The organism is Glycomyces sp. NPDC046736 (assembly GCF_040645615.1).
Lineage (GTDB): Bacteria > Actinomycetota > Actinomycetes > Mycobacteriales > Micromonosporaceae > Glycomyces.
The window spans coordinates 69447-93765 of the sequence record NZ_JBEYYO010000005.1; the positions used below are offsets into that span (position 1 = coordinate 69447).

Annotated in this window: 24 protein-coding genes; 12 read left to right on the top strand and 12 right to left on the bottom strand. The window is 70.6% G+C overall.

What is annotated here, in order from left to right:
- Positions 1 to 3: 3 nt before the first annotated feature.
- The gene (locus AB0B28_RS07285; RefSeq protein ID WP_360117981.1) at positions 4 to 1359 is read right to left on the bottom strand and encodes an NAD(P)/FAD-dependent oxidoreductase; all 1356 of its coding nucleotides are present in this window, start codon (positions 1357 to 1359) and stop codon (positions 4 to 6) included.
- A gap of 229 nt (positions 1360 to 1588) precedes the next feature.
- On the opposite strand from AB0B28_RS07285, the gene AB0B28_RS07290 reads away from it, so the two are divergent.
- The 4 genes from AB0B28_RS07290 to AB0B28_RS07305 are packed head-to-tail and all read left to right on the top strand — an operon-like array spanning position 1589 to position 4739.
- The gene (locus AB0B28_RS07290) at positions 1589 to 2410 is read left to right on the top strand and encodes an ATP-binding cassette domain-containing protein (protein WP_360117984.1); all 822 of its coding nucleotides are present in this window, start codon (positions 1589 to 1591) and stop codon (positions 2408 to 2410) included.
- 1 nt (position 2411) lies between these two features.
- Positions 2412 to 3089 (top strand): ABC transporter permease, encoded by a 678-nt coding sequence (locus AB0B28_RS07295; protein WP_360117987.1) that lies wholly within the window; start codon positions 2412 to 2414, stop codon positions 3087 to 3089.
- Positions 3086 to 3802, top strand: a complete 717-nt coding sequence (locus AB0B28_RS07300) for an ABC transporter permease subunit (protein ID WP_360117990.1) — start codon at positions 3086 to 3088, stop codon at positions 3800 to 3802. Before AB0B28_RS07295 ends, AB0B28_RS07300 begins: the two co-directional genes overlap by 4 nt.
- Positions 3803 to 3827: 25 nt before the next feature.
- Complete coding sequence (locus AB0B28_RS07305) at positions 3828 to 4739, top strand: ABC transporter substrate-binding protein (RefSeq protein WP_360117993.1); 912 nt, start codon at positions 3828 to 3830, stop codon at positions 4737 to 4739.
- Between the two features lie 44 nt (positions 4740 to 4783).
- On the opposite strand, the gene AB0B28_RS07310 is transcribed toward AB0B28_RS07305, so the two are convergent.
- Positions 4784 to 5338 (bottom strand): NADAR family protein, encoded by a 555-nt coding sequence (locus tag AB0B28_RS07310; protein WP_360117996.1) that lies wholly within the window; start codon positions 5336 to 5338, stop codon positions 4784 to 4786.
- Between the two features lie 111 nt (positions 5339 to 5449).
- Here AB0B28_RS07310 and AB0B28_RS07315 point away from each other — a divergent pair, with 111 nt between their 5' ends.
- The 8 genes from AB0B28_RS07315 to htpX all read left to right on the top strand — a co-directional run bounded on the left by AB0B28_RS07315 (position 5450) and on the right by htpX (position 15130).
- The gene (locus tag AB0B28_RS07315) at positions 5450 to 7126 is read left to right on the top strand and encodes a DUF885 domain-containing protein (RefSeq protein WP_360117999.1); all 1677 of its coding nucleotides are present in this window, start codon (positions 5450 to 5452) and stop codon (positions 7124 to 7126) included.
- A 500-nt stretch (positions 7127 to 7626) separates the two neighbouring features.
- Entirely contained in the window at positions 7627 to 9060 is a 1434-nt protein-coding gene (locus tag AB0B28_RS07320; protein ID WP_360118315.1) for an aspartate aminotransferase family protein, read from the top strand.
- A complete protein-coding gene (locus AB0B28_RS07325) occupies positions 9057 to 10349 on the top strand; it encodes a SidA/IucD/PvdA family monooxygenase (protein ID WP_360118002.1) in 1293 nt (430 codons plus the stop codon). Before AB0B28_RS07320 ends, AB0B28_RS07325 begins: the two co-directional genes overlap by 4 nt.
- Positions 10346 to 10939 (top strand): GNAT family N-acetyltransferase, encoded by a 594-nt coding sequence (locus tag AB0B28_RS07330; RefSeq protein ID WP_360118005.1) that lies wholly within the window; start codon positions 10346 to 10348, stop codon positions 10937 to 10939. Before AB0B28_RS07325 ends, AB0B28_RS07330 begins: the two co-directional genes overlap by 4 nt.
- Positions 10936 to 12696 (top strand): IucA/IucC family siderophore biosynthesis protein, encoded by a 1761-nt coding sequence (locus AB0B28_RS07335; RefSeq protein ID WP_360118008.1) that lies wholly within the window; start codon positions 10936 to 10938, stop codon positions 12694 to 12696. Before AB0B28_RS07330 ends, AB0B28_RS07335 begins: the two co-directional genes overlap by 4 nt.
- Positions 12697 to 12817: 121 nt before the next feature.
- Positions 12818 to 13585, top strand: coding sequence for an SDR family oxidoreductase (locus AB0B28_RS07340; protein WP_360118011.1), 768 nt, complete (start codon positions 12818 to 12820; stop codon positions 13583 to 13585).
- A 23-nt stretch (positions 13586 to 13608) separates the two neighbouring features.
- Positions 13609 to 14157, top strand: a complete 549-nt coding sequence (locus AB0B28_RS07345; protein WP_360118318.1) for a proton-conducting transporter membrane subunit — start codon at positions 13609 to 13611, stop codon at positions 14155 to 14157.
- A gap of 67 nt (positions 14158 to 14224) precedes the next feature.
- Complete coding sequence (htpX, locus tag AB0B28_RS07350; RefSeq protein ID WP_360118014.1) at positions 14225 to 15130, top strand: zinc metalloprotease HtpX; 906 nt, start codon at positions 14225 to 14227, stop codon at positions 15128 to 15130.
- Between the two features lie 14 nt (positions 15131 to 15144).
- Here htpX and AB0B28_RS07355 read toward each other — a convergent pair whose 3' ends face one another.
- From AB0B28_RS07355 to AB0B28_RS07400, 10 genes are all read right to left on the bottom strand, one after another.
- Positions 15145 to 15459 (bottom strand): DUF2516 family protein, encoded by a 315-nt coding sequence (locus AB0B28_RS07355; protein WP_360118017.1) that lies wholly within the window; start codon positions 15457 to 15459, stop codon positions 15145 to 15147.
- A gap of 44 nt (positions 15460 to 15503) precedes the next feature.
- Positions 15504 to 15605: an AURKAIP1/COX24 domain-containing protein gene (locus AB0B28_RS07360; RefSeq protein WP_081687713.1), complete on the bottom strand. Its 102-nt coding sequence runs from the start codon at positions 15603 to 15605 to the stop codon at positions 15504 to 15506.
- Between the two features lie 143 nt (positions 15606 to 15748).
- Complete coding sequence (locus AB0B28_RS07365; RefSeq protein ID WP_360118020.1) at positions 15749 to 15952, bottom strand: helix-turn-helix domain-containing protein; 204 nt, start codon at positions 15950 to 15952, stop codon at positions 15749 to 15751.
- A 198-nt stretch (positions 15953 to 16150) separates the two neighbouring features.
- The gene (locus AB0B28_RS07370; protein ID WP_360118023.1) at positions 16151 to 17842 is read right to left on the bottom strand and encodes a hypothetical protein; all 1692 of its coding nucleotides are present in this window, start codon (positions 17840 to 17842) and stop codon (positions 16151 to 16153) included.
- Positions 17843 to 18002: 160 nt separating this feature from the next.
- Complete coding sequence (locus AB0B28_RS07375) at positions 18003 to 18923, bottom strand: proline dehydrogenase family protein (RefSeq protein WP_360118026.1); 921 nt, start codon at positions 18921 to 18923, stop codon at positions 18003 to 18005.
- Between the two features lie 180 nt (positions 18924 to 19103).
- The gene (locus tag AB0B28_RS07380) at positions 19104 to 19724 is read right to left on the bottom strand and encodes a hypothetical protein (RefSeq protein ID WP_360118029.1); all 621 of its coding nucleotides are present in this window, start codon (positions 19722 to 19724) and stop codon (positions 19104 to 19106) included.
- Entirely contained in the window at positions 19721 to 21043 is a 1323-nt protein-coding gene (locus AB0B28_RS07385; RefSeq protein WP_360118032.1) for a glycosyltransferase, read from the bottom strand. The genes AB0B28_RS07380 and AB0B28_RS07385 overlap by 4 nt, the downstream gene beginning before the upstream one ends.
- Positions 21040 to 21552, bottom strand: a complete 513-nt coding sequence (locus tag AB0B28_RS07390; protein WP_360118035.1) for a hypothetical protein — start codon at positions 21550 to 21552, stop codon at positions 21040 to 21042. The genes AB0B28_RS07385 and AB0B28_RS07390 overlap by 4 nt, the downstream gene beginning before the upstream one ends.
- On the bottom strand, positions 21549 to 22742 hold the full coding sequence (locus AB0B28_RS07395; protein WP_360118038.1) for a glycosyltransferase family 4 protein: 1194 nt from the start codon (positions 22740 to 22742) through the stop codon (positions 21549 to 21551). Before AB0B28_RS07395 ends, AB0B28_RS07390 begins: the two co-directional genes overlap by 4 nt.
- A complete protein-coding gene (locus tag AB0B28_RS07400; RefSeq protein WP_360118041.1) occupies positions 22739 to 24259 on the bottom strand; it encodes a glycosyltransferase in 1521 nt (506 codons plus the stop codon). The genes AB0B28_RS07395 and AB0B28_RS07400 overlap by 4 nt, the downstream gene beginning before the upstream one ends.
- Positions 24260 to 24319: the final 60 nt, after the last annotated feature.

Consider the following 24319-nt stretch of genomic DNA (forward strand, 5'->3'; position numbering starts at 1 on the left):
CGCTCAGGGCAGGCGGGTCAAGGCGTCCTCGACCGCGCGGTGGAAGGTCGGGTAGGCGTAGATCATGCGGCGCAGCCGCTCGATCGGCGTGCGTTCGCTGACGGCGAGCGTGAGCATCGAGAGGACCTCACCGCCGGTCGGGCCCGCGGAGGTCGCGCCCACGAGGATGCCGCGCCCCGAGTCGGCCACGAGCTTGACGAAGCCCTCGTTGCCGACCTTGTGGATCCAACCCCTCGACGAACTCGGGATCTCCGAGACCGCGGTGGCGACATCGAGGCCCTGGTCGCGGGCCTGGCGCTCGGTCAAGCCGACCGCGCCGACCTCGGGATCGGTGAACGTGACACGCGGGACGGCGTGGTACTCGGCGCCGGGGCCGCCACGGCCCAGGACGTGAGCCGAGACGATGCTCGCCTGGTACATCGACATGTGCGTGAACGCGCCCTTGCCGGTGATGTCGCCGATCGCGTAGAGACCGTCGGCCACTCGCAGATGCGCGTCGGTCTCCAGGGCGCGCCCCGAAACGTCGACGCCGACCGATTCGAGCCCGAGGTCTTTGAAGTTCGGGCGCCGACCGGTGGCCACGAGGAGCCGTTCGGCTTCCAGCGCAAGGCCTCCGGCGGTGACGGTGAACTTCTCGCCGTCGTGCGCGACGCGGTCGACGGACGCTCCGGTGTGGACCTGGAGTCCTTCGGCGGCGAGCACGTCGGCCACGAGGCGGCTCGACTCGGGCTCTTCGAGACTCATGAGCCGGTCGGCGGCCTCGACCACGGTCACCTGAGAACCGAAGCGCGAGAACGCCTGTGCGAGTTCGAGGCCGATCGCGCCGCCGCCGAGCACGATGAGCGAGGCGGGGGCCTCGGTGGCGGCCACGGCTTCACGGTTGGTCCAGAAAGGAGTGTCGGCGAGGCCCTCGATCGGTGGCACCGCCGGTTCGGTTCCGGTGTTGAGGATCACGGCCTTCGATGCGGTGAACTCGCGGCCTTCGACGCGGACGGTCCCGGGTGCGGTGAGGACCCCGCGTCCGCGCACGAGGCGGCCCCCGGCCTGCTCGAAGCGGTCGGCCGCGACCTGGTCGTCCCAGTCGTCGGTGGCCTCGTCGCGGATGCGCCGGGCCACGGTCGCGAAATCGGGCGTGACCTCGGTGGTGCCGCCGAGAGCGGGGACGCGGCGGGCCTCGGCCAGCGCGTCCGCGGCGCGGACGGCCATCTTGGAGGGAATGCAGCCGTAGTAAGGGCATTCGCCGCCCACGAGGCGGCTCTCGACGCCGATCACGTCGAGTCCGGCCCGGGCCAGTTCGCCCGCGGCGGCCTCGCCTCCGGGGCCCATGCCCACCACCACGACGTCCACTTGCTCGGCCATGTCCGCTCCTCTCGCCCTGGTTTCGCCGTGAACGATACCGGGATCGCCCCTTCGGCGCGGCGAGTCGCACGCGAGCGGTTTTCGGTGTATTGGAGATCGTTTGCGGCGGGTGTGAATCGGGTAAGGTCACGGAGGCGCGCGAACCCGATCGCGAGCGCCCCCGGTCGGTCAGGACGAGGTGCGGACGGCGGCCCGGGTACCGGACTTTCCGTGCGCCCGGAGGAATCCGATGATCGAGTTCCGCGACGTCACCAAGCGCTTCGGCGACGGCACGACCGCCGTCGACGGGTTCGACCTGGTGATCCCTTCGCGACGGACCACTGTGTTCGTGGGCTCGTCCGGTTGCGGCAAGACCACGTTGCTGCGCATGATCAACCGCATGGTCGAGCCGACCTCGGGCACGGTCGAGATCGACGGCGAGGACGTGGCCTCGCGGGCCGCGGTGGAGCTGCGGCGCAGCATCGGCTACGTCATGCAGAACGCCGGGCTCCTCCCCCACTTCACGGTCGCCGAGAACATCGCGACCGTGCCGCGCCTCAATGGACGCAGCCGCCGCGAGGCGAAGGCCCGCGCGCTCGAACTCATGGAGGTGGTGGGCCTCGAAGTCTCGATGGCCGACCGCTATCCCAGCCAGCTCTCGGGCGGCCAGCAGCAGCGCGTGGGCGTGGCCCGCGGGCTCGCGGCCGACCCGAACATCCTGCTCATGGACGAGCCGTTCGGCGCGGTCGATCCGATCGTGCGGGCCGAGTTGCAGCAGGAGCTCATCCGGCTGCAACGCGAGCTCGACAAGACGATCGTGTTCGTCACGCACGACGTGGACGAGGCGTTCCTCTTGGGCGACCAGGTCGCGATCCTCGCGGCGGGGGCCCAGCGGCTCCAGGTGGGCAGCCCCAGCGAGATCATCGAGAACCCGGCCGACGAGTTCGTGGCCGCGTTCATCGGGGCCGAGAAGGGCAAGCGGGCGCTGCGGGTCAAGCAGACCGCGCACGGGCCGGTGCTGGTGGACGCCGAGGGCCGCACCCAGGGCGTGCTCGTCGAGGACGGGGCCTGACATGACCTGGGTGACCGACAACCTCGACCTGATCGGGACGCTCACGCTCGACCACCTGCGGCAGAGCGTGATCGCGATCCTGGCCGGGTTCGTGCTGTCGCTGCCGCTGGGGTGGGTCGCGTGGCGCTACCGGCTCCTGCGCGGGTGGGTCATCACGCTGACAGGGCTGCTGTACACGATCCCGTCGCTGGCGCTGCTCATGATCCTCCCGGTGATCGCCGGGTATCCGGCCACGAGCGAGACGAACCTGGTGATCGCGTTGACGATCTACGCGATCGCGATCATGGTCCGGGCCGTGACCGACGGGCTCGACTCGGTCGACCCGGCGGTGCGCCGGGCCGCCACCGCGGTCGGCTACGGCGACCGCAGGCGGTTCTGGGCCGTGGACCTGCCGCTGGCCGGGCCGGTGATCCTCGCCGGGCTGCGCGTCACGGCCGTCAGCACGATCTCCCTTGCGACCGTGGGGATCCTGGTGGGCGTCACCAATCTGGGGTACCTGTTCACCAACGGGCTCCAGCGGCGGATCGTGGCCGAGGTGTTCGCCGGGATCGTGGCCGTGGCCCTCATCGCCTTGGTGATCGACCTGCTGCTCATGATCGCCGGGCGGCTGCTGATGCCGTGGGCGCGCAGCAAGGTCTCGGCCCGCCGGGCCGCGGCCCCCACGGAGGCCGCCTCGTGAACCTCCTGGGCGACGCCTTCGCGTGGATCACCGCGTCCGAGCAGTGGACCGGCCCGAACGCGCTGCACATATTGCTGTGGCAGCAGTTGTACTTCACCGCGGTCGCGGTGGGGATCGCCGCGCTCATCGCGGTCCCGGCCGGGTGGGCCATCGGGCACACCGGGAAGGGCCGCGAGATCGCCGTGGCGGTGGCGGGCGCGGCCCGCGCGCTGCCCTCGTTCGGGCTGCTCGTGCTGCTGGTGCTGCTGTTCGGGGTGCTGCACAAGCCCGAGGCCGCGATCGTGACGTTCGTGATCTTGGCGATCCCCTCGCTCCTGGCGGGCGCCTACGCGGGGTTCGAGGCGGTCGACCGGCGCGTGATCGACGCGGCGCGGTCGATGGGCATGACCGAGTGGCAGATCCTGTGGCGCGTCGAGGTCCCGTTGGGGCTGCCGCTGCTGGTCGGGGGCCTGCGCTCGGCGGTCCTCCAGGTCGTGGCCACGGTGACGATCGCCGCGTACGTCAACCTCGGCGGGCTGGGCCTGCCGATCATCACCGGCCTGAGCCTGCGCCGCTACGAGGTCGTCCTCGGCGGCGCGATCCTGGTGGCCCTCCTCGCGCTCGTCCTCGACGGCCTGCTCGCTCTGGCGCAGCAGGCGGTCGTGCAGCGCGGCGTGCGGGCCAGCCGCGGCGAACACGTCACGGCCGCAAAGGAAACCGAACCCGCCGCCTGAACCACCCACGAAGAGAGGAACACCCATGTCCACAGCGCGAGGCAAGCGCACCGGCATCGCCGCGACGGCGATCCTCACCGCCGCGATCGCGATGGCCGGCTGCTCTTCCGACGACCCGCTCGGCGAGGAGCGCTCGTCGGACGCCGCCGACGGCGCGATCGTCGTCGGCTCCCAGGCGTACTACTCCAACGAGATCATCGCCGAGATCTACGCCCAGGCCCTGGAAGCGGCCGACTTCGAGGTCGACCGCCAGTTCACCATCGGCCAGCGGGACGCCTACATGCCCGAGCTCGAGAGCGGGGCGATCACCCTGTTCCCCGAGTACACCGGGAACCTGCTCCAGTTCTTCGACGCCGAGGCCGAGGCCCGCTCGCCCGAGGACGTGTACGCCGCGCTCCAGGAGGCCCTGCCCGAGGGCCTGACCGTGCTCGACCAGTCGAGCGCGACCGACCAGGACTCGTACACGGTGACGCGCGCGTTCGCCGACGACGAGGGTCTGACCTCGATCGCCGACCTCGCGAACGCGAGCGTCCCGATCACCTTGGGCGGCCCGCCGGAACTGTCCGAACGGCCTTACGGCCCCACCGGGCTCGAATCGACGTACGGCGTCGAGGTCGAGTTCTCGGCCACCGGTGACACCACCGTGGAGGACCTGCTGGCCGGCACGGTGAACGTCGCGAACGTCTACACCGCCGACCCCCGCATCCAGACCGACGACCTCGTGGTCCTCGAAGACCCCGAGTCGCTGTTCCTGGCCTCCAACGTGGTGCCGCTGGTCGATGAAGAGGTGGCCGACGACGTCGCCGCGGTGATCAACGCGGTCAGCGCCGCCCTGACCCCCGAGGGCCTGGTGGCCCTCAACGTCCTGAGTACCGAAGAAGAGCAGTCGACCCCGGACATCGCCGCGAAATGGCTGTCCGACAACGGCCTGGTCTAGACAAAGAACGCGAAAGGCCGGTCTCGCGACCGGCCTTTCGCGTCTCAGGGGGCGAGTCGCTCCCGGGCCTCCATCAGGGCGAACCCGAGGAGGTTGAGGCCCTTCCAGGTGCGGGCCGAGGCCGCGTCGGGATTCGACTTCCCGAGGCCGATGCCCCAGATCCGGTCGCGGGGGCTGGCCTCGACGAGGACCTTGCCGCCGGTCGCGAGCAGGAACCGCAAGAGCGCCGGGTCCTGGCCGAACTTGAGCACGTTCCCCCGCACCACGATCGCGAACCGCTCGGCCTCCCACCGGCCCTGGTCGAAGTCGCGGACCTGCCGCCCGAGCCGCTTGGCCGCGGCGGGGTCGGCGGCGGCGAGGATGCGGTCAGCGGTAGCGGTGTCGCCGAACAGCCAGGCCTTGTGCGCCATCATGTAGTGCTCCGCCGAGGCGAACTCGTGCCGGTCGTCGGTGAAGCGCCCGGACCACCACTGGCTGAGGCAGCCGCGCCCGACGCTGCCGTCGGATTGGGGGCGGTGGCCCCAGAAGTAGAGGTACTCGACGGGACCGGCGGATTCGGCGGCGACGGCCTCGGCGACCGAGCGAGGGGATGCGTGCATGGGCCGACTCTGTCATGGGCGCCATCGGTTCGCAACGGGGTTCGCGACGGGCACTTGCCGGGCGGCTAGGAAGGGGTTTAGGGTCGGGGCAGTTCGTTGGGAAGGGAACACATGAGCGATCCGCGACTCGCTGCACTGGCGCAGCGGCACTTCGACCTGCACTTGGCCGACAATCCGACTTCGGCGAGTTTCTACGGGCTCCCCGGGTACGACGACCGGCTGCCCGATCCGAGCCGCGAAGGGGACCGGGTGCGCCTGGAGCACTTCGCCGAGGTGCGGGAGGGCCTGGAGGCGATCGAGCCGTCCGGGCTCGAAGGGCAGGACCGGATCACCTACTCGATGCTCGCGCGCCTCGTGGCCGACCAGTCCGCGGTGATCGAGTCGCGCGTCTCGGAGGCCTCGCTGAGCAACACCATCTCCGGGCCGGTGACCTCGATCCTGTCCTCGCTGCCGCGCCTGAACCTCAACTCCGGCAAGCGCAGCGAGGACTACCTCGTGCGCCTCGGCGCGCTCGACGGGTACTTCGACGCCCTTTTGGAGCGCTACCGCCAGGCCGGAGCCGAAGGGCGCCACCAGACCCGGCGCGGCGTCCAAGGCGTGATCGACCAGATCGACGACTACCTCGCCACCGACATCGAACACGACGTGCTCGCCGCCCCCGAACCCTCCGAAGTGGACGTCGAAGCGTGGAAGGCGAAGGCCCGCGGGGTAGTGAGTGGACAGGTCCGGCCCGCGCTCGCGCGCTGGCGCGAGGTACTGGAGACCGAACTGCTCCCGGCGGCCCGCGACGACGAGCACGTCGGGATCTGCCACGTCCCCGGCGGCGAGGAGGCCTACCGGGCCGCTTCGAGGCAGTTCACCACCACCGACCTGAGCCCCGGAGAGGTCCACGAACTCGGCCTCGCCGACATCGAGCGCCTCCGCGGCGAGTTCGCCGAGATCGGGGCGAGGGCCTTGGGCGCGAAGGACGCGGCCGAAGTGATCGAACGGCTCCGCAGCGACCTCTCGCTGCGGTACGACACCGCCGAGGAGATCCTCACCGACGTCACCGAAGCGCTCGCCCGCGCCGAAGCCGCGCTCCCGGCCGCGTTCCTCGACTACGACATCGCGCCCTGCTCGATCGAGGTCATCCCCGAGGCCGCCGCCAAGAGCTCGACCCTCGCGTACTACTCCGTGCCCGCCGCCGACGGGTCGCGGCCGGGCACCCACTGGGTCAACACGTATGCGCCGCAGAGCCGTTCGCGATACGAGTACGAGGCACTGGCGTTCCACGAGAGCGTCCCGGGCCACCACTTGCAGTTCGCGCTGGGCCAGACCCTGGCCGACCTGCCGCAGTTCAGGCGGTTCTCGTACGTCACGGCCTTCGGCGAGGGCTGGGGCCTGTACACCGAGCGGTTGTGCGACGAGATCGGGCTCTACAGCGGCGATCTCGCGCGGCTGGGAATGGTCTCGTTCGACGCCTGGCGGGCCTGCCGCCTCGTGGTCGACTCGGGGATGCACGCCTTCGGGTGGTCGCGGGACCGCGCGATCGCGTTCATGCTGGAGAACACCGCGCTCGCTGAGGTCAACATCGTCAACGAGGTCGACCGGTACATCGCGTGGCCGGGCCAGGCGCTCGCGTACATGGTGGGCCGCAAGCACATCGACGGCCTGCGGGCCCGCGCCGAAGCAGCGCTCGGGGCCGGGTTCGACCTGCGGCACTTCCACGACCGCATCCTCTCCAGCGGCTCGATCCCGCTCGCCACGATGACCGAGGTCGTCGAAGGCTGGATCGCCGAGGCGAAGTAACCCGTTCGAGGGAACGGCGGCGGGCGAGATGCCCGCCGCCGTTCCTTTTGCGCCGCAATGCAGCACGTGCACTGGGTGAGGCTTCGCACACGTTCCGCCGCCGTGTTGTCGGATTGGCGACAGACACCGGCGCCGCGGTGCTGCACGATATGGACGCGGCGGTGGCTCCCCCCGGGCGCCGCCGCAACTTCGACTTTCCCGCGCCGATGCGAGCGCGGACGACGGGCCGCAGCGAGCCCTCTGATAGTCCCTTATGGAGGGACGATGCGCGAATTCGCCTGCATTCCATGGCAAAAGCCGATCAAGGGATGCGGGGGCCGGAAACCGTGGAGAACATCACCATTCGGGACGAGCCCTTCTGCCATTCGATGACTTAGGTTAGGCTAACCTACACGTTCGCCGCCTCGGGCGGCCGTCCCTCCGCGAAAGGACCCTCCGTGCTGACCAGCGCCGACATCCGTCCCGCTTCCGCGCCGCCCACGCAACCCGCGCCGAGCGCCCTGCTCGGCCGCGACACGGCCGCCGCCTATCGCGGCCTCATCGCCGACGTCGCGGGCCGCCTCTCCGAGCGGTTCGCCGCCGTCGAGCGGCCCTGGACCGGCCCGGCCCCCGCCGACCTGGCACCGGCCGTGGCCGCGGTCGACCTCGACCGTCCACTGCGGTCGTTCGAAGCCGCGTTCGACGAGGTCGGCGAGCTGTACTTGGACGACGCGGTGTGGTTCCACCACCCGCGCTACCTCGCGCACCTCAACTGCCCGGTGGCGCTGCCCGCGGTGGCGGCCGAGGCCGTGCTGGCCGCGGTGAACACCTCGGTGGACACGTGGGACCAGAGTGCGGGCGGGACGCTCATCGAGCGCCGCCTCGTGGAGTGGACGGCCGAGCGGATCGGGCTCGGCCCGGACGCCGACGGGGTGTTCACCTCCGGTGGCACGCAGTCGAACCTGCAAGCGCTGCTCTTGGCCCGCGACGAGGCCGTGGAGCGGGCGCTGCTCAAGCACGAGGGGGACGTGCCGCTTCGCGGGGTCGAGGTGCTCCCCCGCCTGCGGGTGTTCGCCTCGCCGCACAGCCACTTCAGCGTCGTCAAGGCCGCGCGGCTGCTCGGCCTCGGCGAGGACGCGGTGATCACCGTGCCCGCCGACGACTGGTTCCGGATGCACCCGGCCGCGCTCGACGCGGCCCTGGAGACCTGCCGCGAGCAGGGGCTCATCCCGGCGGCGGTGGTGGCCACGGCCGGGACCACCGACTTCGGGTCGGTCGACCCACTGGGGCCGATCGGCGAGATCGCCGCCGCGCACGGGGTCTGGCTCCACGTGGACGCCGCGTACGGGTGCGGGCTGCTCGTCTCGGCCGAGCACCGGGGCCTGCTCAAGGGCATCGAGCGGGCCGACTCGGTCACGGTGGACTACCACAAGGCGTTCTTCCAGCCGGTGAGCTCCTCGGCGCTGCTGGTGCGCGACCGGGCCGCGCTGCGGCACGTGACGCACCACGCCGACTACCTCAACCCGGCCGAGGGGGCCGTGCCGAACCAGGTCGACAAGAGCCTCCAGACCACGCGGCGCTTCGACGCATTGAAGCTGTGGCTCACGTTGCGCACCTTGGGTCCTGACGCGATCGGGTCGATGTTCGACCGGGTGTGCGATCTGGCCGACCGGGCCTGGGACTGGATCGCCTCGGACCCGCGGTTCGAGGTCGCCGCGCCGCCTTCGCAACTGTCCACCGTGCTGTTCCGGCTCGCCGGGGCCGACGACGAGGGGCACCGCAAGGCCCGCGAGGCGCTCGCCGCCTCCGGGGAGGGCATGGTGGCGGCCACCAGGGTCGAGGGCCGGATCGCCCTGAAGCTCACGCTGCTCAACCCCGAGACCGCGCTCGGCGACATCGTGCGGGTGCTCGAAGCGCTCGCGCGCCACGGCAAGACCGCCAGGGAGGAATCGTGACCGTGCCGCTGAAGGACGTACACGACTTCATCGGGATCGGCCTGGGGCCGTTCAACCTCGGGCTCGCGGCGCTCACCGCGCCGGTCGAGGATCTCGACGGGATCTTCCTGGAGCGCAAGGCGAACGTGGATTGGCACCCGGGGATGCTCATCGAGGGCACCACGATGCAGGTGCCGTTCATGGCCGACCTGGCCACGCTCGCCGATCCGACCTCGGAGTTCACGTTCCTGAACTACCTCAAGGACCAGGGGCGGATCTACCCGTTCTACATCCGCGAGTCGTTCTTCCAACTGCGCGCCGAGTTCCAGGACTACCTGCGCTGGGCCGCGGCCCGGCTGCCGGGCCTGCACTTCGAGCGCACGGTGACCAGTGTGGACTTCCAGGACGGGGTGTACGCGGTCACCTCCGATGGGCCGGAAGGGACTCGGGTCGACCGGGCCCGGCGGATCGTGCTCGGCACCGGGACCCCGCCGTGGGTGCCGCCCGCGTGCCGGGACCTCGACGCCGAGACGGTCTGCCACGCGTCGTCCTATCTGGAGCACCGCGAGCGGTTGCGGCAGTGCGACTCGATCACGGTCGTCGGCAGCGGCCAGAGCGCCGCCGAGATCTACCGGGACCTGCTCGGCGGCATCGGCGAAGGATACGAGCTGCACTGGGTGACGCGCTCGCCGCGGTTCTTCCCGCTCGAATACACGAAGCTGACCTTGGAGATGACCAGCCCGGAGTACGTGGACTACTTCCACGGCCTGCCCGCGCCCAAGCGCGACGAGCTCAACGCCGCACACAAGAGCCTGTACAAGGGCATCAACGCCGAGCTCATCAACGAGATCTACGACCTCTTGTACGAACTGCGGTTCACTTCGGGAGAAGTGAAGACGCGGCTGCTCACCAACACCACTGTGGAGAAAGCGGCCACGGACGGCACGTCGATCCGGTTGGGGCTGAGGCAGCACGAGCAGGACCGGGACTTCGAGCTGCGCACCGAAGGGCTCGTGCTGGCCACCGGGTACGGCTACCGGGTGCCGGACTTCCTTGAGCCCGTGAGGGACCGACTCAGGCTCGACGCGACCGGCCGCCTCCAAGCCCGGCGCGACTACAGTGTCGACACCGCTGGCGGGGCCGAGATTTTCGTGCAGAACGCCGAACTCGCCACGCACGGCTTCACCGCCCCCGACCTCGGCATGGCCGCCCACCGCAACTCCTGGATCATCCGGTCGATGACCGGCCGGGAGGTCTACCCCGTGGAAACCCGCATCGGCAACCAGGAGTTCGGAGCACCACTGGCATGAGCACCGCGATCATGAAGGCCCCCAAGTCCTTCTACCACCTGCACGAGAGCCTCGGCGACTTCGGGCTGCGCCCGGTCGACCCGCCCACCGACTCGCCGCTGCTGCACGAGTGGGTCACCCACCCCAAGGCCCGCTACTGGATGATGCAGGACGCCTCGGTGGCCGACGTGCTCGCCGAGCACGAGGCCATCGAGATGAACCCGCACCACTTCGCGTACATGGGGCTCTACCACTACCGGGCCCGGTTCCTCGTCGAGGTCTACGACCCGGCGCACTCCGAACTGGCCGGCGTCTACGCCCCGGCCGCGGGCGACGTGGGCATGCACGTGCTCACCGCCCCCTCCGACACGCCGATCGCCGGTTTCACCAGGGGCGTCATGACCGCCGTGATGCACCTGCTGTTCGACGGGTTCGGCGCCAAACGGGTCGTGGTCGAGCCCGACGAGAGCAACGAGGCGATCCTGCGCCTCAACGAGTACGTGGGGTTCCGGCCCGAGAAGGCCGTGCGCCTCAAGGACAAGCGGGCGACGCTGAGCTTCTGCACCCGCATCGACTTCGAGCGGTCCGCCGCGAAAGGGGTGCCCGCGTGAGCGCCATCGACCATCTGACCCCCGGCCTGTGGGAACGGGCCGCGAGGAACCTGCTGGCCAAGGCCATCGGCGAGTTCGCGCACGAGCGGCTGCTCGTCCCGGTCAAGCAGGGCGACTCGTATACGTTGCGCGCCAAGGGCGAACGGTACCGGTTCGCCGCGCGGCGCTACCGCCTCGACCACTGGCTGGTCGACCCGGCCTCGATCGAGCGCACCGGTGAGGACGGCGAGGCGCTGGCGATCGACGCGGCCGCGTTCTTCCTGGCCTTCCGCGGCGAACTGGGCCTGAGCGAGACGGTGCTGCCGGTGTACCTCGAAGAGGTCGCCGCCACGGTCAACCGCGGGGCCTACCAGCTCGGCGAACCCCAGCCGACCGCCGCCGAGCTCGTCGACGCGGGCTTCCAGGCCATCGAGGCCGCGATGACCGCCGGGCACCCGTGCTTCGTGGCCGGGTCGGGGCGCCTGGGCTTCACCGCCGAGGACCACCGGGCCTACGCGCCCGAAGCGGGCGCGGGCGTGCGCCTGATGTGGCTGGCGGCCAAGCGGGAGCACGCGATGTTCGCCTCCTCCCCCGAACTCGACTTCGACTGGCTCCTGGACTCGCAGTTGGACCCCGACTCGCGCGAGTACTTCAAGTCGATCCTCACCGACCGGGGCCTGACGTACGAGGACGTGTACCTTATCCCGGTGCACCCGTGGCAGTGGCGCAACAAGATCGCCGTCACGTTCGCGCCCGAGATCGCGGCCGGGCGGCTCGTGCCGCTGGGCGAGGGCCACCACGAGTTCCAGGCGCAGCAGTCGATCCGCACGTTCTACAACCGCTCGAACCCGGCCGCGGACTACGTCAAGACCGCTTTGTCGGTGCTCAACATGGGCTTCATGCGCGGACTGTCCACTGAGTACATGGAGGTCACGCCCGCGATCAGCGACTGGGTGGCCGACCTCGTCCACGGCGACCCCACGCTCAAGCGGCACGGCGTCACGGTCCTGCGCGAGCGGGCCGCGGTGGGCTACCGGCACCCGTCGTACACGACCGGCGCGCCGAAGGGCTCCCCGTACCGCAAGATGCTCGCCGCGCTGTGGCGCGAGAGCCCCGACCCGAAGCTCGGCCCCGGCGAGAAGGCCGCCACGATGGCCTCGCTGCTCCACGTCGACGCCGAAGGGCGCGCGTTCGCCTCCGCGCTGATCAGGCGCTCGAAGCTCGATCCGGAGGTGTGGCTGCGAAGGTACCTCGACGCGTACCTGGTGCCGCTGGCGCACTGCCTGTACCGCTACGGGCTCGCGTTCATGCCCCACGGCGAGAACGTGATCCTGGTCCTCAAGGACGGCGCGGTCGAGCGGGTGTTCCTCAAGGACATCGGCGAGGAGTGCGGCCTCTTGGACACCTCCCTGGAGGTCCCTGAGGCGGTGCGGCGCATCCAGGGGGCCGTGCCCGACGAGGTGCGGGCGCTGGCGATCCAGGTCGACGTCGTGGACTGCTTCCTGCGGTTCCTGGCCGGGATCCTGGACGCCGAGGGCACGCTCGCCGAGGACGCGTTCTGGCGGGTCACGGCCGAGGCGCTCAAGGACTACCAGGCGGCGCACCCCGAGCTCGCCGGCGAGTTCGCGCGGTTCCCGCTGTTCGAGGACACGTTCGCGCTCTCGTGCCTGAACCGGTTGCAGCTCAAGAACAACCAGCAGATGGTCGACATCGAGAACCAGGAGGAGAGCCTCATCTACTCCGGGCACCTGGACAACCCGCTGGCGCTCTGGCGGTAGTGCGGTGACCGGCGGGGTTCGCGAACCTCGCCGAAGGCGGGGCGGGGCGGTCGGCACGGACCGCCCCGCTCGCGTCCGGCTGTCGGGACCGGACGTGACACGGCAGGCCATTATGAACGGCATGCATCTGAATAGCCCAGTCCTCGTCACCGGTGCCAGCCACGGGCTCGGTCACGCCACCGCCTCCCTCCTCGCGGCCGACGGCCATCCGCTGGCGCTGTGCGCGCGCAATGCGGCCCCGCTCGGGGAGTTCGCCGAGCAGCTGCGCAAGGCGCACGACATACCGGTGGTCTCGCGGGCCCTGGACGCGGGCGACCCGGAGATGCTCACCGAGTTCGTGCTGGACTCGGGGCGGCGGCTCGGCGACCTGGGCGGGATCGTGGCGAACGTGGGCGGCTCGCGCGGGCGCAGCCTCCACGACACGTTCCCCGACGACTGGGCTTACACGATGGGCGTCAACGTCGTCAGCGCGATGACCGCGCTCAAGGCGGCCCTGCCGCAGCTCAAGCGCACGAGCGGGGCCGCGGTGCTGGTCTCCTCGATCTCGGGGTCGAAGCCCTCCCCCGGCCTGGCGTACGGGTCGACCAAGGCCGCACTCAACCACGCGGCCACCATCCTGGGCCGCGAGCTGGGCCCGATGGGCGTGCGCGTCAACGCGGTCGCGCCGGGCTCGATGCTCATCCCCGACCGCAACTGGGACCGGCTGCGAGTGGCCGACCCCGGCCGCTACGAGGCGTTCCTCGAAGAGTTCCCCGGCCGCGAGCTCCTGGATCCCAACGACGTGGCCGAGGTGATCGCGTTCCTGCTCTCCCCCAACGCGAAGGCGATCAACGGAGCGGTGATCCCGGTGGACGGAGGCCAGAACGCCCCGAGCGCCTACGGCTACTGATCATATAGGATATATGATATAGGATCAGCGCGGGCGACGCGGGCGACGCGGGCGACGCGGGCGACGCGGGCGACGCGGGCGACGCGGGCGACGCGGGCGACGCGGGCGACGCGGGCGACGCGGGCGACGAAGATTCGCACAGCAGTGGCGCGGACTCGCGTAGCCTCGCCGCGGGGAGCGGCGGCGGAGCCGCGAGCGATGCCGCCGGGCCTGGCGGGCATGTCTCTGACCTTGCCGGACTCTGGCGGGGGGCTCCGCTTCCCTCGTTCGTCTTTCTGTTCTGCGTCGTCGGGCTCGCCGGGCTTCCTCCGGCGCTCGCCGGGACCTTTGCCAAGGTCGCCGTGCTCGAAGTGCTCGCGTCCTCTGCCGTGTGGCTTGCCGTGATCGTCGCCGCCGGGGCCGTCCTCGGGCTCGCCTATTACCTTCCGCTCGCCCGGACCCTCCTCGTCGGCCGCCCCGCGCCGCTGCCCAAGCGCCGCTTCACCCTCGCGCTCGTCGCCGTCGCCCTCGCCGTCGTGGCCGTCTCGGTCGCTCCGCAGCTGGTGTTGGAGTTCACCCCCGTTTCACGGTGAATCCCCAGCTCCTCCCGAAATACTGTCGGTAGCGAAGGCGTTGCCGCCTTCAAAGGGGAGGAACACCATGAAGCACCACAACGGCCTCAAGACCGCGGTGCTGCTCGGCGCGATGTCCGCGCTGGTGATCGCCATCGGCTACCTGCTCGGCGGTTCCACCGGCATCGTCATCGCCGCCGTCATCGCCGTAGGCATCAACGCCTATTCCTACTTCAACTCCGACAAGATCGCGCTCCGCGCCATGCACGCCCGGCCCGTCACCGAGGCCGAGGCCCCGCAGCTCTACGCGATGGTCCGTGAGCTCGCCCAGCGCGCCGGGCAGCCCATGCCGCGCCTCTACGTCTCCCCCACCGCGCAGCCGAACGCGTTCGCCACCGGCCGCAACCCCCAGAACGCCGCCGTCGCCGTCACCGAAGGCATCCTGCGGCTGCTCACGCCCGCCGAGCTGCGGGCCGTGATCGGGCACGAGCTGTCGCACGTGTACAACCGCGACATCCTCATCGCCTCGGTCGCCGGGGCCCTGGCCAGCATCATCACCATGATCGCGAACCTCGCGATCTTCCTGCCGATCGGCGGCGACCGCGACCGGCCCAATCCGCTCGTGCTGCTGTTGACGATGATCCTGGGGCCGCTCGCGGCCGGGCTCATCCAGATGGCCGTGTCGCGTTCGCGCGAATACGAGGCCGACGCGTCCGGCGCGCGGCTCACCGGCGACCCGCTCGCGCTCGCGAGCGCCCTGGAGAAGATCTCCGCCGGGGTCGACCGGCTCCCGGCCCGCGCCGACAGCGCCGTGGCCGAGCAGTCGCACCTGATGATCGAGTCGCCGCTGCGCGGCGGCGGGCTCGCGCGGATGTTCTCGACGCACCCGCCCACGGCCGACCGAGTCAAGCGGCTGCGCGACATGGCACGCGGGGTCACCCGGTTACGGGCACACGGAAAGCCGCGTCGGCGGTGCCGACGCGGCTTTGCGTAGGTTCAGAGGCGGCGCTAGTACGCGCCGCCGACGTCCTTGAGTCCGGCCCGGACGTCGAGGAGGTACACCAGGGCGGCGACGAGGGCGATCAGACCGAAGAGGCCGAGTCCGCCCCACCCGCCGAACAGCAGGGAGAGGACGAAACTGCCCACGAGGATGCCGAGCCAGGTGCCCTTGGAGAGGGTGCCCACAACGGAGAACCCCTCGGGCTTCTGCAACGCGCAGTGAATGGTCGCGATCAAGGACAGGAGCGCGGCCCCATAGGCGACGACCAGCCAGACGATGCCCTTCACCTGGAAGGCGAACGGGATTGCTTCGAACTCCGTCATGTGGCCCAGCCTACCCGCAGGTGCTCAAGAGCCGGTCGCCTCGGTTACTTGCCGAGCTTGCGACGCTGAACGCGGGTCTTGCGGAGCAGCTTGCGGTGCTTCTTCTTCGCCATGCGCTTGCGCCGCTTCTTGATGACCGAGCCCATAGAGCTTCCTCACAGATGTTCACTAGACAATACGTTGAGCCCGACCAGCCTAGCTCGACCTCCCGACGGCCCCCTCGCCGGGCGAGATCGACCGCAGGCCCCGTCACAGCTCGCGCGTGGCGGGACCTGTCGGGCCGAGCGGGTCACTCGTCGGTCTGGAGGGCCTCGGAGAGATAGGACTTGACGGCGCTCTCGGGGACGCGGAAGGAGCGCCCCACCCGCACCGCCGCGATCTCACCGTTGTGGACGAGCCGGTACACCGTCATCTTCGAGACGCGCATCAACTCGGCCACTTCCGTCACCGTCAAGAACTTGACCTCGTCGAGGAGGTCCCCGGGATTGCTCATGTGTCTCACCGTTCTGTCGAGGGCTGTTGCGAGCACTTATGCAAGGACGTGGGGTTGTGTGATGTGTTAGAGGTGCGGTGGACGAGAATCACCATATGAACCGAAACAAGTCGGTCGTCACTGAGCGTGACGTTGATGTCAATAGATTGGGATGTTGCTCATGTTACGGCAGTCCCGGCCACCCGGCAACACCCGATCTCACACGGTCTGGGCAATGAAGGCCGTAATCTCCTCCATCAACTCCGCATAGCTCTTCCCGTAGACCTCGACCGACACGTCCGCCGGCACCGCGCCCTCACGCACGGTCATCCCGAAGAACTCGGCGAACGCCTCGACGCCGTACTCCTCGACCAGGTAGTGGACGCCGTAGAACCCGCAGCCGTACTTGCCCGAGCCCGCGAGCGTGTCGTCGTCCTCGTCGGGGGGCAGGATGTCGGTCGCGCAGCCGCCTTGGGCGAGGTAGTCGCGCACGTCCCAGGCCCGGTCGTAGTCCTCGAGCGGGCGGTCGCTCTGGTCGATGTACTCGGCGACACCCTCGACCATCCACCACGTGTCGTCGGCGTAGCGCTCGGACGGGGCGGCCCACAGCGTGACCGCGTGCCCAAGTTCGTGCCGGATCACACTGGTCAGGCCCTCGCCCCAACCCGTGCGGTCCACGCCCATGACCGTGGCATACGTGGAAGGCTGCCGCTGCCCGTCGACCGTGCCGTTGAGCGGCAGGGCGAACCCGAGCACGTCCTCGGAGTCCCAGAAACCGCCGAACCAGGTCTCGAACTCCTCGTCGGAGGCGATGTAGACGACATAGCGGTCGGGTTTCTCCCAGTAGGCCCACTCATCGGCGTTGACCGCGGCCTCCTCAGAGACCTGGAGTGCCATGTCGAGCTGGTCGGCCATCGAGGCCGGAACCGCGGTGACGGTGCGTTCGCCCACGGCCGCGACGAGATCGGTGACCTCCCACGGGTGCGGGCCCTCGCCGTACTCGGAGTCGGAGACCTCGATCATGACCATGCCCTCGTCCCCGGCCCGCCAGCGCGTGTCGAAGACGATGTCGGCGGCCTTGCAGGTGTCGGCGGGTTCGACGAAGCAGTAGGAGAGCAGGATCGAGATGTCGTAGAGCGGGACCGCGCCCGAGGCGTCCTCGATGGGGCCGGAGGCGATCTGGTAGTCGAACCGGGAGACCTGCATCTGGGTCAGGGACTCGTACCGGCTGGTCATCTTCTCGTGCAGGGTGGGGTCGTAGGCGGCGAGCCAGCCTTCGAGGCTGTGGTTGAGCAGGGACTCGGACTGGGCCTCGAGGACCAATTGGGACTGCTCTTTGAGGTAGGCGAGGATCTCCGGCTGGGTGGCGTTGGGGCCGGGGCTGGGGACGGTGCCTTCGCCGGGTTGGACCGCGAGGCCTTCGATGGAGCCGGTCTCGGCTCCGGGCAGGGCCGGGCGCCAGCCGGAGACCAGGCCGCCGGTGAGGACCGAGGCGGCCAGGAGCAGGACCACCACGAGGACGGTGGTGGCGCGTGAGCGTTTGCGGTCGGGGCGGGGCATGTGGACGTGGTCGCCGGGCCAGGGGGGCATGGAGCTGACCGGGATCGGTCCGGGCGGGACCTGGCCGGGGGGCATGTGACCGGGGTACTGGGGCGCGTGGCCGGGGGGCATCTGCGGGGGCGGGGCCATGTCGACCGGGAGGGCCGAGGGCGGGGCCGTGGGCTCGGGGATCGGCTGGGCCGGGACGGGGTGCCCGAGTGCCGCGTCGCCCGCCTGGGGCAGCACCGGTCCGTGCGCCGGGGGTGAGGGCGCGGGCCTCTGGCCGGGCACGAGGGGGCCCTGCGGGGCGGGTCGCGCCTCGCCGTCCGGTCGGCGGGAGTCCGGGGTGTAGTCCTCGGGGGCTTGAGTCACGTTCGCAACTGTAGTCGCCGATCGCTACCGGTGCGAGGTCCGCGGGGGCGCCTCACGTGGGCGTCCAGATGCGGCGCAGGGCCTCTGACGTGGGCCAGGGTGCGAAGACGGGCCGTGTCCGAGTCGCCTCGGTCACGACCCGTCGACGGGCATCCTCTATCTAGGATTTGGTCCACAGTGAGCGGGCGAACACGGCGAGGTTGGCGGGGCGTTCGGCCATGCGGCGCATGAGGTAGCCGTACCACTGGTCGCCGTAGGGGACGTAGACGCGCATGCGGTAGCCCTCGCCGGCGAGGCGGAGCTGCTCGGCGGGGCGGATGCCGTAGAGCATCTGGAACTCGAAGGAGTCCTTGTCGCGGTCGTACCAGCGGGCGCGGTCGATGCCGATCTCGATCAGGCGCGGGTCGTGCGTGGCGAGCATCGGGTAGCCCTCGCCGGCCATGAGCGCGTTGATGCAGCGCACATAGGAGCGGTCGACGTCGAGACTGCGCTGGTAGGCGACCGACTCGGGCTCCTTGTAGGCGCCCTTGCACAGGCGGATGCGGGAATCGGCCACGGCGTGGGCCTTGCAGTCGTCCTCGGTGCGGCGCAGGTAGGACTGGAGGACGGCGCTGGTGTGCGCGAAGTCGGCGCGCAGGCGCTGGACGATCTCCAGGGTGGAGTCGGTGACCGTGTGGTCTTCCATGTCGACGGTGACGGTGGTCCCGGCGTCGGCGGCGGCGATGCAGATGTCGCGGGCGCGGTCGTAGGCCAGTTCGGCGTCGATGCGCTGGCCGAGCGCGGAGAGTTTGACGCTGACCTCGGCGGACTTGGAGAGCCCTTCGCCCTTGAGGGCGGCGAGGAGGTCGAGGTACTCGTCCCTGGTGGCGTCGGCCTGCTCGACGACGACGGTGTCCTCGCCGAGGTAGTCGAGCGTGGTGAGCAGTCCCTGTGCGGCCAGGGTGCGGGTGGTCGCCACCGCCTCGGCCGTGGTCTCGCCCGCGACGTAGCGGCGGACGAGCGACCGGGTCACCGGCGCGGTGCCGACGAGGCGCTCGATCTTCGAAGACCGGGCGGCGGCGAGGATGACAGAACGCAGCATGGTTGCAGCGTATCTTCCCGCGGTTCGGGATCAGGTCACAGTGCCATAACACGTGCGACGCGACATTGGATTGCGCGAGTGAAAAGCGGAGGGATCGTCTTCTTCCAAGGTTCGGGCAGGCTCCGGCCGCTGGTTTCCCTGCGCGAGGGTGGCTTTTGCCGGATTTGTCGGATGAGATGGTCAGAGCGTGGCGTAGGCCTCGCGGTCGAGCGCCCTGTCGCCGCTCCAGGGCGGGTTCGGGGCCAGGACGGGCCTGTCGTCGTAGCGGTGCCGGTCGACCTTGCGGGTGACCTCCAGGTCGGGGTAGCGCTTGACGATGCTCCAGCCCAGCGGGATCGTGGACTCGTCGACGCAGATCACGCGGCTGACCCCGTCGAGGTCGAGGCGGTCGAGCCGCCGGACGGCGAGCGGGCGCACGGCCTGGTGGCGCAGCGGCCGGTAAATCCGCCAGAACACGTGCTTGCGGAGCTTCCCGGCGATCTTGCGGTGGGCCCGGCGCGCGAAGTGCGCGCCTGGGACGCGGCCGTCGAGGCGACGCAGGACCGCGGCGGGCCCGCGTTCGATGATCGTGGTGTAGAGCCAGATGAGCGGGAGGCGGTTCTCGGCGCGGCCGATCGAGTAGACGCGCGCGCCCGGGTGGAGCTTGAGGGCGTTGCGCCAGCCTTGGCCGTCGGCGACCAGGATGTCGACTTGGACGCCGCGCTCGGTCACATATGCGGTGTAGGTGTTGGCGCGTTTGACGCCGGAGTTGCGGAACAGGAGGAGGACGACGCGTTCTTGGAGCGGTTGGGTGATGGTCATCGGGCGCTCCTGGTGGCGAGGGCGCGGGCGCGCTGTTCGAAGGCTTCGAGGGCCTGGTACCTGGTGAAGGAGGCGGCGTAGCGACGGGCCTGGTCGGCCAGGTCGGGATCGCCCTTGCGGGCGGCGTCGCCCGCCTCGGCGAACGCGGCGGCCACGTCGGCCGCTTCGAGGCTCGCCGGGACGAACCACAGCGGGTAGTCCCGCAGCAGTTCCTCTGCGGCACTGCCGCGTTCGTGGACCGAGACGATGGGCCTGCCGGTGGCCATGTACTCGAAGATCTTCCCCGAAGTGACGTACTTCGAGCCGCCCGCGAGGAACACGAGCACGTCGCTGTCGGCGTAGGCCTTGCCGATCTCGGCCTTGGAGACCGGGCCGCGGAAGCGCACGCCCTCGGGCTCGGTGTCGAACCCGAACTGGCTGCGGATGCGCGTCTCAGAGCCGGAGAAGAACCCGATGTGGCCGTAGAGGTCGAGCGTGGAGCCGGTGTGGCTGCTCTCTGAGTTCATCAGGTCGAACCCGGCGAACAGGGCCTCGACCGGCTGCACGGCGGTCAAGGTGCCCACATAAGCGAACGACAGCGGCCGGTCCTCGTCGGTCGAGGGCGGGGGCACCTCGGGGAGGACGTCGGGGTCCCAGCCGTTGAGGAGCACGTGCATCCGCTCGGCGACGCCGGGGTAGCGCTCGGCGTGCCAGTCGCGCAGGGCACCGTTGACGTACAGGGCCTCGGCGGCGTGCTCCAGGATCCGCCGCTCCCACTTCCAGGCCGGATGACCTTTGGGGAACGCGTCGGTGTTGGTGAACAGGTCGAGGGTCCACGCGTCGCGGTTGTCCACGATGTACGGCAGGCCGGTGCGCCTCCCGAGCTCGTAGGCCGCGCCGAAGGCCGCGAACGGGTTCCCCGTGGCGATGACGAGGTCGAAGGGCCGCTCGGCGTGGAGCCGCAGCCCCTCGGCGACGGCGCTGCGGCCCCAGGAGGCGTACGGGTCGGGAAAGGAGAACCGCTGCTTGAACTCGTGCCAGCGCTTGGCCAGGAACGGGAAGTTCCCGCGGAAGGAGCCGTAGGCGCGGATGTCGAGTTCCCATGCGTAGTAGTCCATCTCGGGGAGGACGACGTCGATGCGGGGGTCGACGGTCGCGGCGAGGCCCTCGTCGGTGGAGCCCACGACGTCGAGGAGGAACCGCTGCGGGGCGCGCATCACGGTCACGTCCCAACCGGACTCGGCGAAGTAGTTGGCCGTGGCCCGGGCCCGGTACACGCCCGAGGCGCGCGAGGGCGGGAAGTAGAAGGCCAGGTACAGGACCCGGGGTCGGGCGGTCATGCGGCCGCTCCTCGTTCATAGGCGTAGGCGGTGACGGTCTCGGGGCGGTGGTCGAGGAGCTCGGGGACGAAGTGGACGCCCAGTTCGATGGCCGCGCCCTCGCCGAGGACGAGCAGGTCGGGCGCGAACTCGCGCACGGTGTCGCCGATGCGCGCGAGGCGGTGGGCCTCGCGCATCGCGGCCGTGCGCCGCGACAGGTCCCGGTCGAGCGGCTTGACGACCGAGCGGCGCCAGCGGCGGGCGAGCGGTTCGGCCGGGCGGCCGAGGCGTCGCAGCACGCCGAGCGGTATTCGGCGGCGGCACAGCGAGATGAGGAGCGGTTCGGCGGCGTTCATGGAGAAGGTGTCGAGCCAGACGGTCTCGATTCGCGGGTCGAGGTCGCGGCCCTCCCATTTGGGGCCGCCTTCGGCCAGCAGCAGCACGCGGTGCCCGTCCTCGGCGGCGAGGCGGGTCTCCGCGGCCGCGGCGCCGGGGCGGCTCGCGAGCGGTGCGAGGTAGAGGAGCTTCACCGTTCGCCTCCGAACCAGATCCGGTGGTGGCGGTCGGCCACCGCCGCGTAGGAGTACTTGGCGCTCAGGTGGGCCCGGGCCCGGTCGAGGTCGGTCTTGTGCGGGTGGCGCTCGCGGAGCGCGAGGTAGGCGTCGACCAGGGCCGCGGGGTCGTCGACGACGTCGAAGAGGGCACCGGCGTCGTCTTCGACACCGTCGAGGACCTGGTCGGAACCGCCCGAGCGGGTCGCGAGCACCGGGGTTCCCGCGGCGAGGGCCTCGACCACGACCACGCCGAAGGTCTCGTGGCGGCTTGCGTGGACGAACAGGTCGTGCTCGGCCATGAGGGCGGGGATGCGGTCCGGTTCGACGGCGCCGAGGAACTCGACGGCGCCCGCGAGGCCGAGTTCGGCGGTGAGGGCTTCGAGCTCGGGACGCAGCTCGCCGTCGCCGGCGAGGGTGAGCGTCAGCTCGGGGTCCTCGGCGCGGCAGTCGGCGAAGGCCCGCAGCAGGTAGTCGATACGCTTGCGCTCGTTGAACGCGGCGACCGACAGCCAGCGGCGCAGCTCGGCGGGCGGCTCGGGGCGGCGCGAAGTGAAGTCGACGGGGTTGGCGAGGTAGCCGATCTTGGCCGCGTGGTGCGGGAAGGCCTCGCCGAGCAGCGCGAAGAGCGGTTCGCCGACGACGAAGCAGCCGTCGAGGCGGTCGAGGATCTCGTCGTAGAGGTCGCGGCTGCCGGTGTCGGCGAGGACCTCGGCGAGGAAGGACGAGTGCTCGGTGGCGTAGACCTTCGCGTCGGGGCGGGCGTTCTCCAGCGCCGCGTAGCCGCCGAGCATGGGCACGTGGGCATGGACGACCGGTGCCGCGAGCGGCTCGCCGGCGAGCGCGCCTCGAAGTGTCCAGGCGTGCCTGCGGGCGTGGACGGCGTGGTCGCGGACCCGTTCGACCGCGGCGGCGATGCGGTGCAGCACCGCGCCTCCGGCCGTGGGGACCGGCCGGACCGAGCGGGGCAGGAGTCGCTCCTGGAGCGCCTCGACGGCGGCGAGGCGCTCGCGGTCGCGGGTGACGGGCCAGCCGTTGAGGTGGTAGACGTCGAGGCGGTCGGTGCCGGGGGCGGTGGCCTCGACCATGGCGCGCACGAACGAGCCTCGGAAGGGAAGGTGCGGGTCCGGATACCAGGGGGTGACGACCGCGACGCGGCGGGCGGTCACGTCGCCGCCCCGGCCGGGCCGATGAGGCCCTCGTAGACGCCGGTGAGGCGTTCGGCCTGGGCCTGCCAGGTCCATTCCTTCAGCGGGACGCGCGTGTCGTAGGCCTCGCGGTACTTCTCGGGGTCGGACAGGACCTGCTTGACCGCCCGCAGGAAGTCCTCGGTGTCCTCGGCGCGGAAGACCTCGCCTTGGCCGGTGCGGCGCACCATCTCGCTCATGGTCTTCACGTCGCTCACCACCAGCGGCAGTCGCGCGTGGGAGTACTCGAAGAACTTGGTGATCAGGGAGATCTCGTGGTTCTCCCAGTGGTGGATGGGGATCACGCCCGCGTCGGCGGCCGAGAGGAACGCCACCACCTCGCGGTGGTCCACATAGGGCAGGACGTGGACGCGGTCGGCCAGGCCGAGTTCGGCGGCGCGGGCCTGGAGGCGGCGCACATAGCGCCAGTGCGGTTTGGAGACCACGAACGCGGCGTGCGCGTCCGGCAGCGAAGGCAGGGCCTCGACCATGATGTGCATGCCGCGCTGCTCCAGCGGCGCACCGCTGTAGACCAGCAAGGACGCCTCGGGGCCGATCCCGCAGCGTTCGCGCAGGCCCGGCTGCGGCGCGGGAACCGGGATCTCGGGCAGGTCGGGGACGTTCATGACCACCGCGGGAGGTGCGGCCAGGCCGTGCCGGTCCTTCAGCAGCGTCGCGACGGTGTCGGAGACGGTGACGACCGCGTCGGCGTGGGGCGCGTGCTCTCGCTCGTGCGCGAGCTGCGCCTCCTTCCACCACGGATGGCTCTTCCACGGCTTCATGCCCGGCAGGTACTCGTGGGCGTCCCACACGAGCTTCACGTCGCGGCCCTTGGCCTTGGCGCGCAGTTTCGCGCGGGCGGCGACGCCGAGCATCTGGAAGTCGTTGGCGTGGATCAGGTCCGGGGCCAGTTCGTCGACCACCGGGCCGAACGCGAGTTCGAGGTCCCACAGGGCCGGGTCGAGACGGCGCCAGGCCCGGTCGCCGAGCGCGACGCGCCAGAACCGGTAGGCGGCCTTGTCGATCGGCGCCGACGCGGCCGCGCGCCGCTCGCGCACGAGGCGGCTGGCCCTGGTGCGCGACCGGATCCACAGGCTCGCCGCGTCGACCGCGACGCGCTTGGCGCCCAGCGCGAGCTTCGGCAGCGCCGCCGCGGCGCCGCGCCCGGCGAGCCGCTGCTCGGCGAAGTCCAGGTCCGCGCGCCAGGCCTTGACCTGCTTGCGGCGGTAGGACTCCAAGGGGCCGGGCGGGTAGGCGAGCGGGCTGCGGAGCCAGGCCCTGCGCACCTCGTGGAGGCGCTGCTCGAACGTGCGGCTCGTGGGCACCAGCCGCACCCGGGCCCCGCCGAGCTCCCACTCCGAAGCGCGGGAATCGGTGCGGCCCAACAGGACGACCTCCCAGCCGGCCGCGGCGGCCGACTCGGCCTCCTTCTGCACGCGCGAATCGCCCACGACGCCGTTCTGGACCAGCATCACGATGCGCCCGGGGTGGTTGCCCATGATTCCTCCGAATGCTCCGGCCTTTCGACCGTTCTTCAACGCCAGATCGTACGAGACGTG

Coding starts and splice junctions, on each gene's coding strand:
- AB0B28_RS07285 (WP_360117981.1), bottom strand. CDS start 1,359: ATGGCCGAGCAAGTGGACGTCGTGGTGGTGGGCATGGGCCCCGGAGGC.
- AB0B28_RS07290 (WP_360117984.1), top strand. CDS start 1,589: ATGATCGAGTTCCGCGACGTCACCAAGCGCTTCGGCGACGGCACGACC.
- AB0B28_RS07295 (WP_360117987.1), top strand. CDS start 2,412: ATGACCTGGGTGACCGACAACCTCGACCTGATCGGGACGCTCACGCTC.
- AB0B28_RS07305 (WP_360117993.1), top strand. CDS start 3,828: ATGTCCACAGCGCGAGGCAAGCGCACCGGCATCGCCGCGACGGCGATC.
- AB0B28_RS07310 (WP_360117996.1), bottom strand. CDS start 5,338: ATGCACGCATCCCCTCGCTCGGTCGCCGAGGCCGTCGCCGCCGAATCC.
- AB0B28_RS07315 (WP_360117999.1), top strand. CDS start 5,450: ATGAGCGATCCGCGACTCGCTGCACTGGCGCAGCGGCACTTCGACCTG.
- AB0B28_RS07330 (WP_360118005.1), top strand. CDS start 10,346: ATGAGCACCGCGATCATGAAGGCCCCCAAGTCCTTCTACCACCTGCAC.
- AB0B28_RS07340 (WP_360118011.1), top strand. CDS start 12,818: ATGCATCTGAATAGCCCAGTCCTCGTCACCGGTGCCAGCCACGGGCTC.
- htpX (WP_360118014.1), top strand. CDS start 14,225: ATGAAGCACCACAACGGCCTCAAGACCGCGGTGCTGCTCGGCGCGATG.
- AB0B28_RS07355 (WP_360118017.1), bottom strand. CDS start 15,459: ATGACGGAGTTCGAAGCAATCCCGTTCGCCTTCCAGGTGAAGGGCATC.
- AB0B28_RS07360 (WP_081687713.1), bottom strand. CDS start 15,605: ATGGGCTCGGTCATCAAGAAGCGGCGCAAGCGCATGGCGAAGAAGAAG.
- AB0B28_RS07365 (WP_360118020.1), bottom strand. CDS start 15,952: ATGAGCAATCCCGGGGACCTCCTCGACGAGGTCAAGTTCTTGACGGTG.
- AB0B28_RS07375 (WP_360118026.1), bottom strand. CDS start 18,923: ATGCTGCGTTCTGTCATCCTCGCCGCCGCCCGGTCTTCGAAGATCGAG.
- AB0B28_RS07380 (WP_360118029.1), bottom strand. CDS start 19,724: ATGACCATCACCCAACCGCTCCAAGAACGCGTCGTCCTCCTCCTGTTC.
- AB0B28_RS07385 (WP_360118032.1), bottom strand. CDS start 21,043: ATGACCGCCCGACCCCGGGTCCTGTACCTGGCCTTCTACTTCCCGCCC.
- AB0B28_RS07400 (WP_360118041.1), bottom strand. CDS start 24,259: ATGGGCAACCACCCCGGGCGCATCGTGATGCTGGTCCAGAACGGCGTC.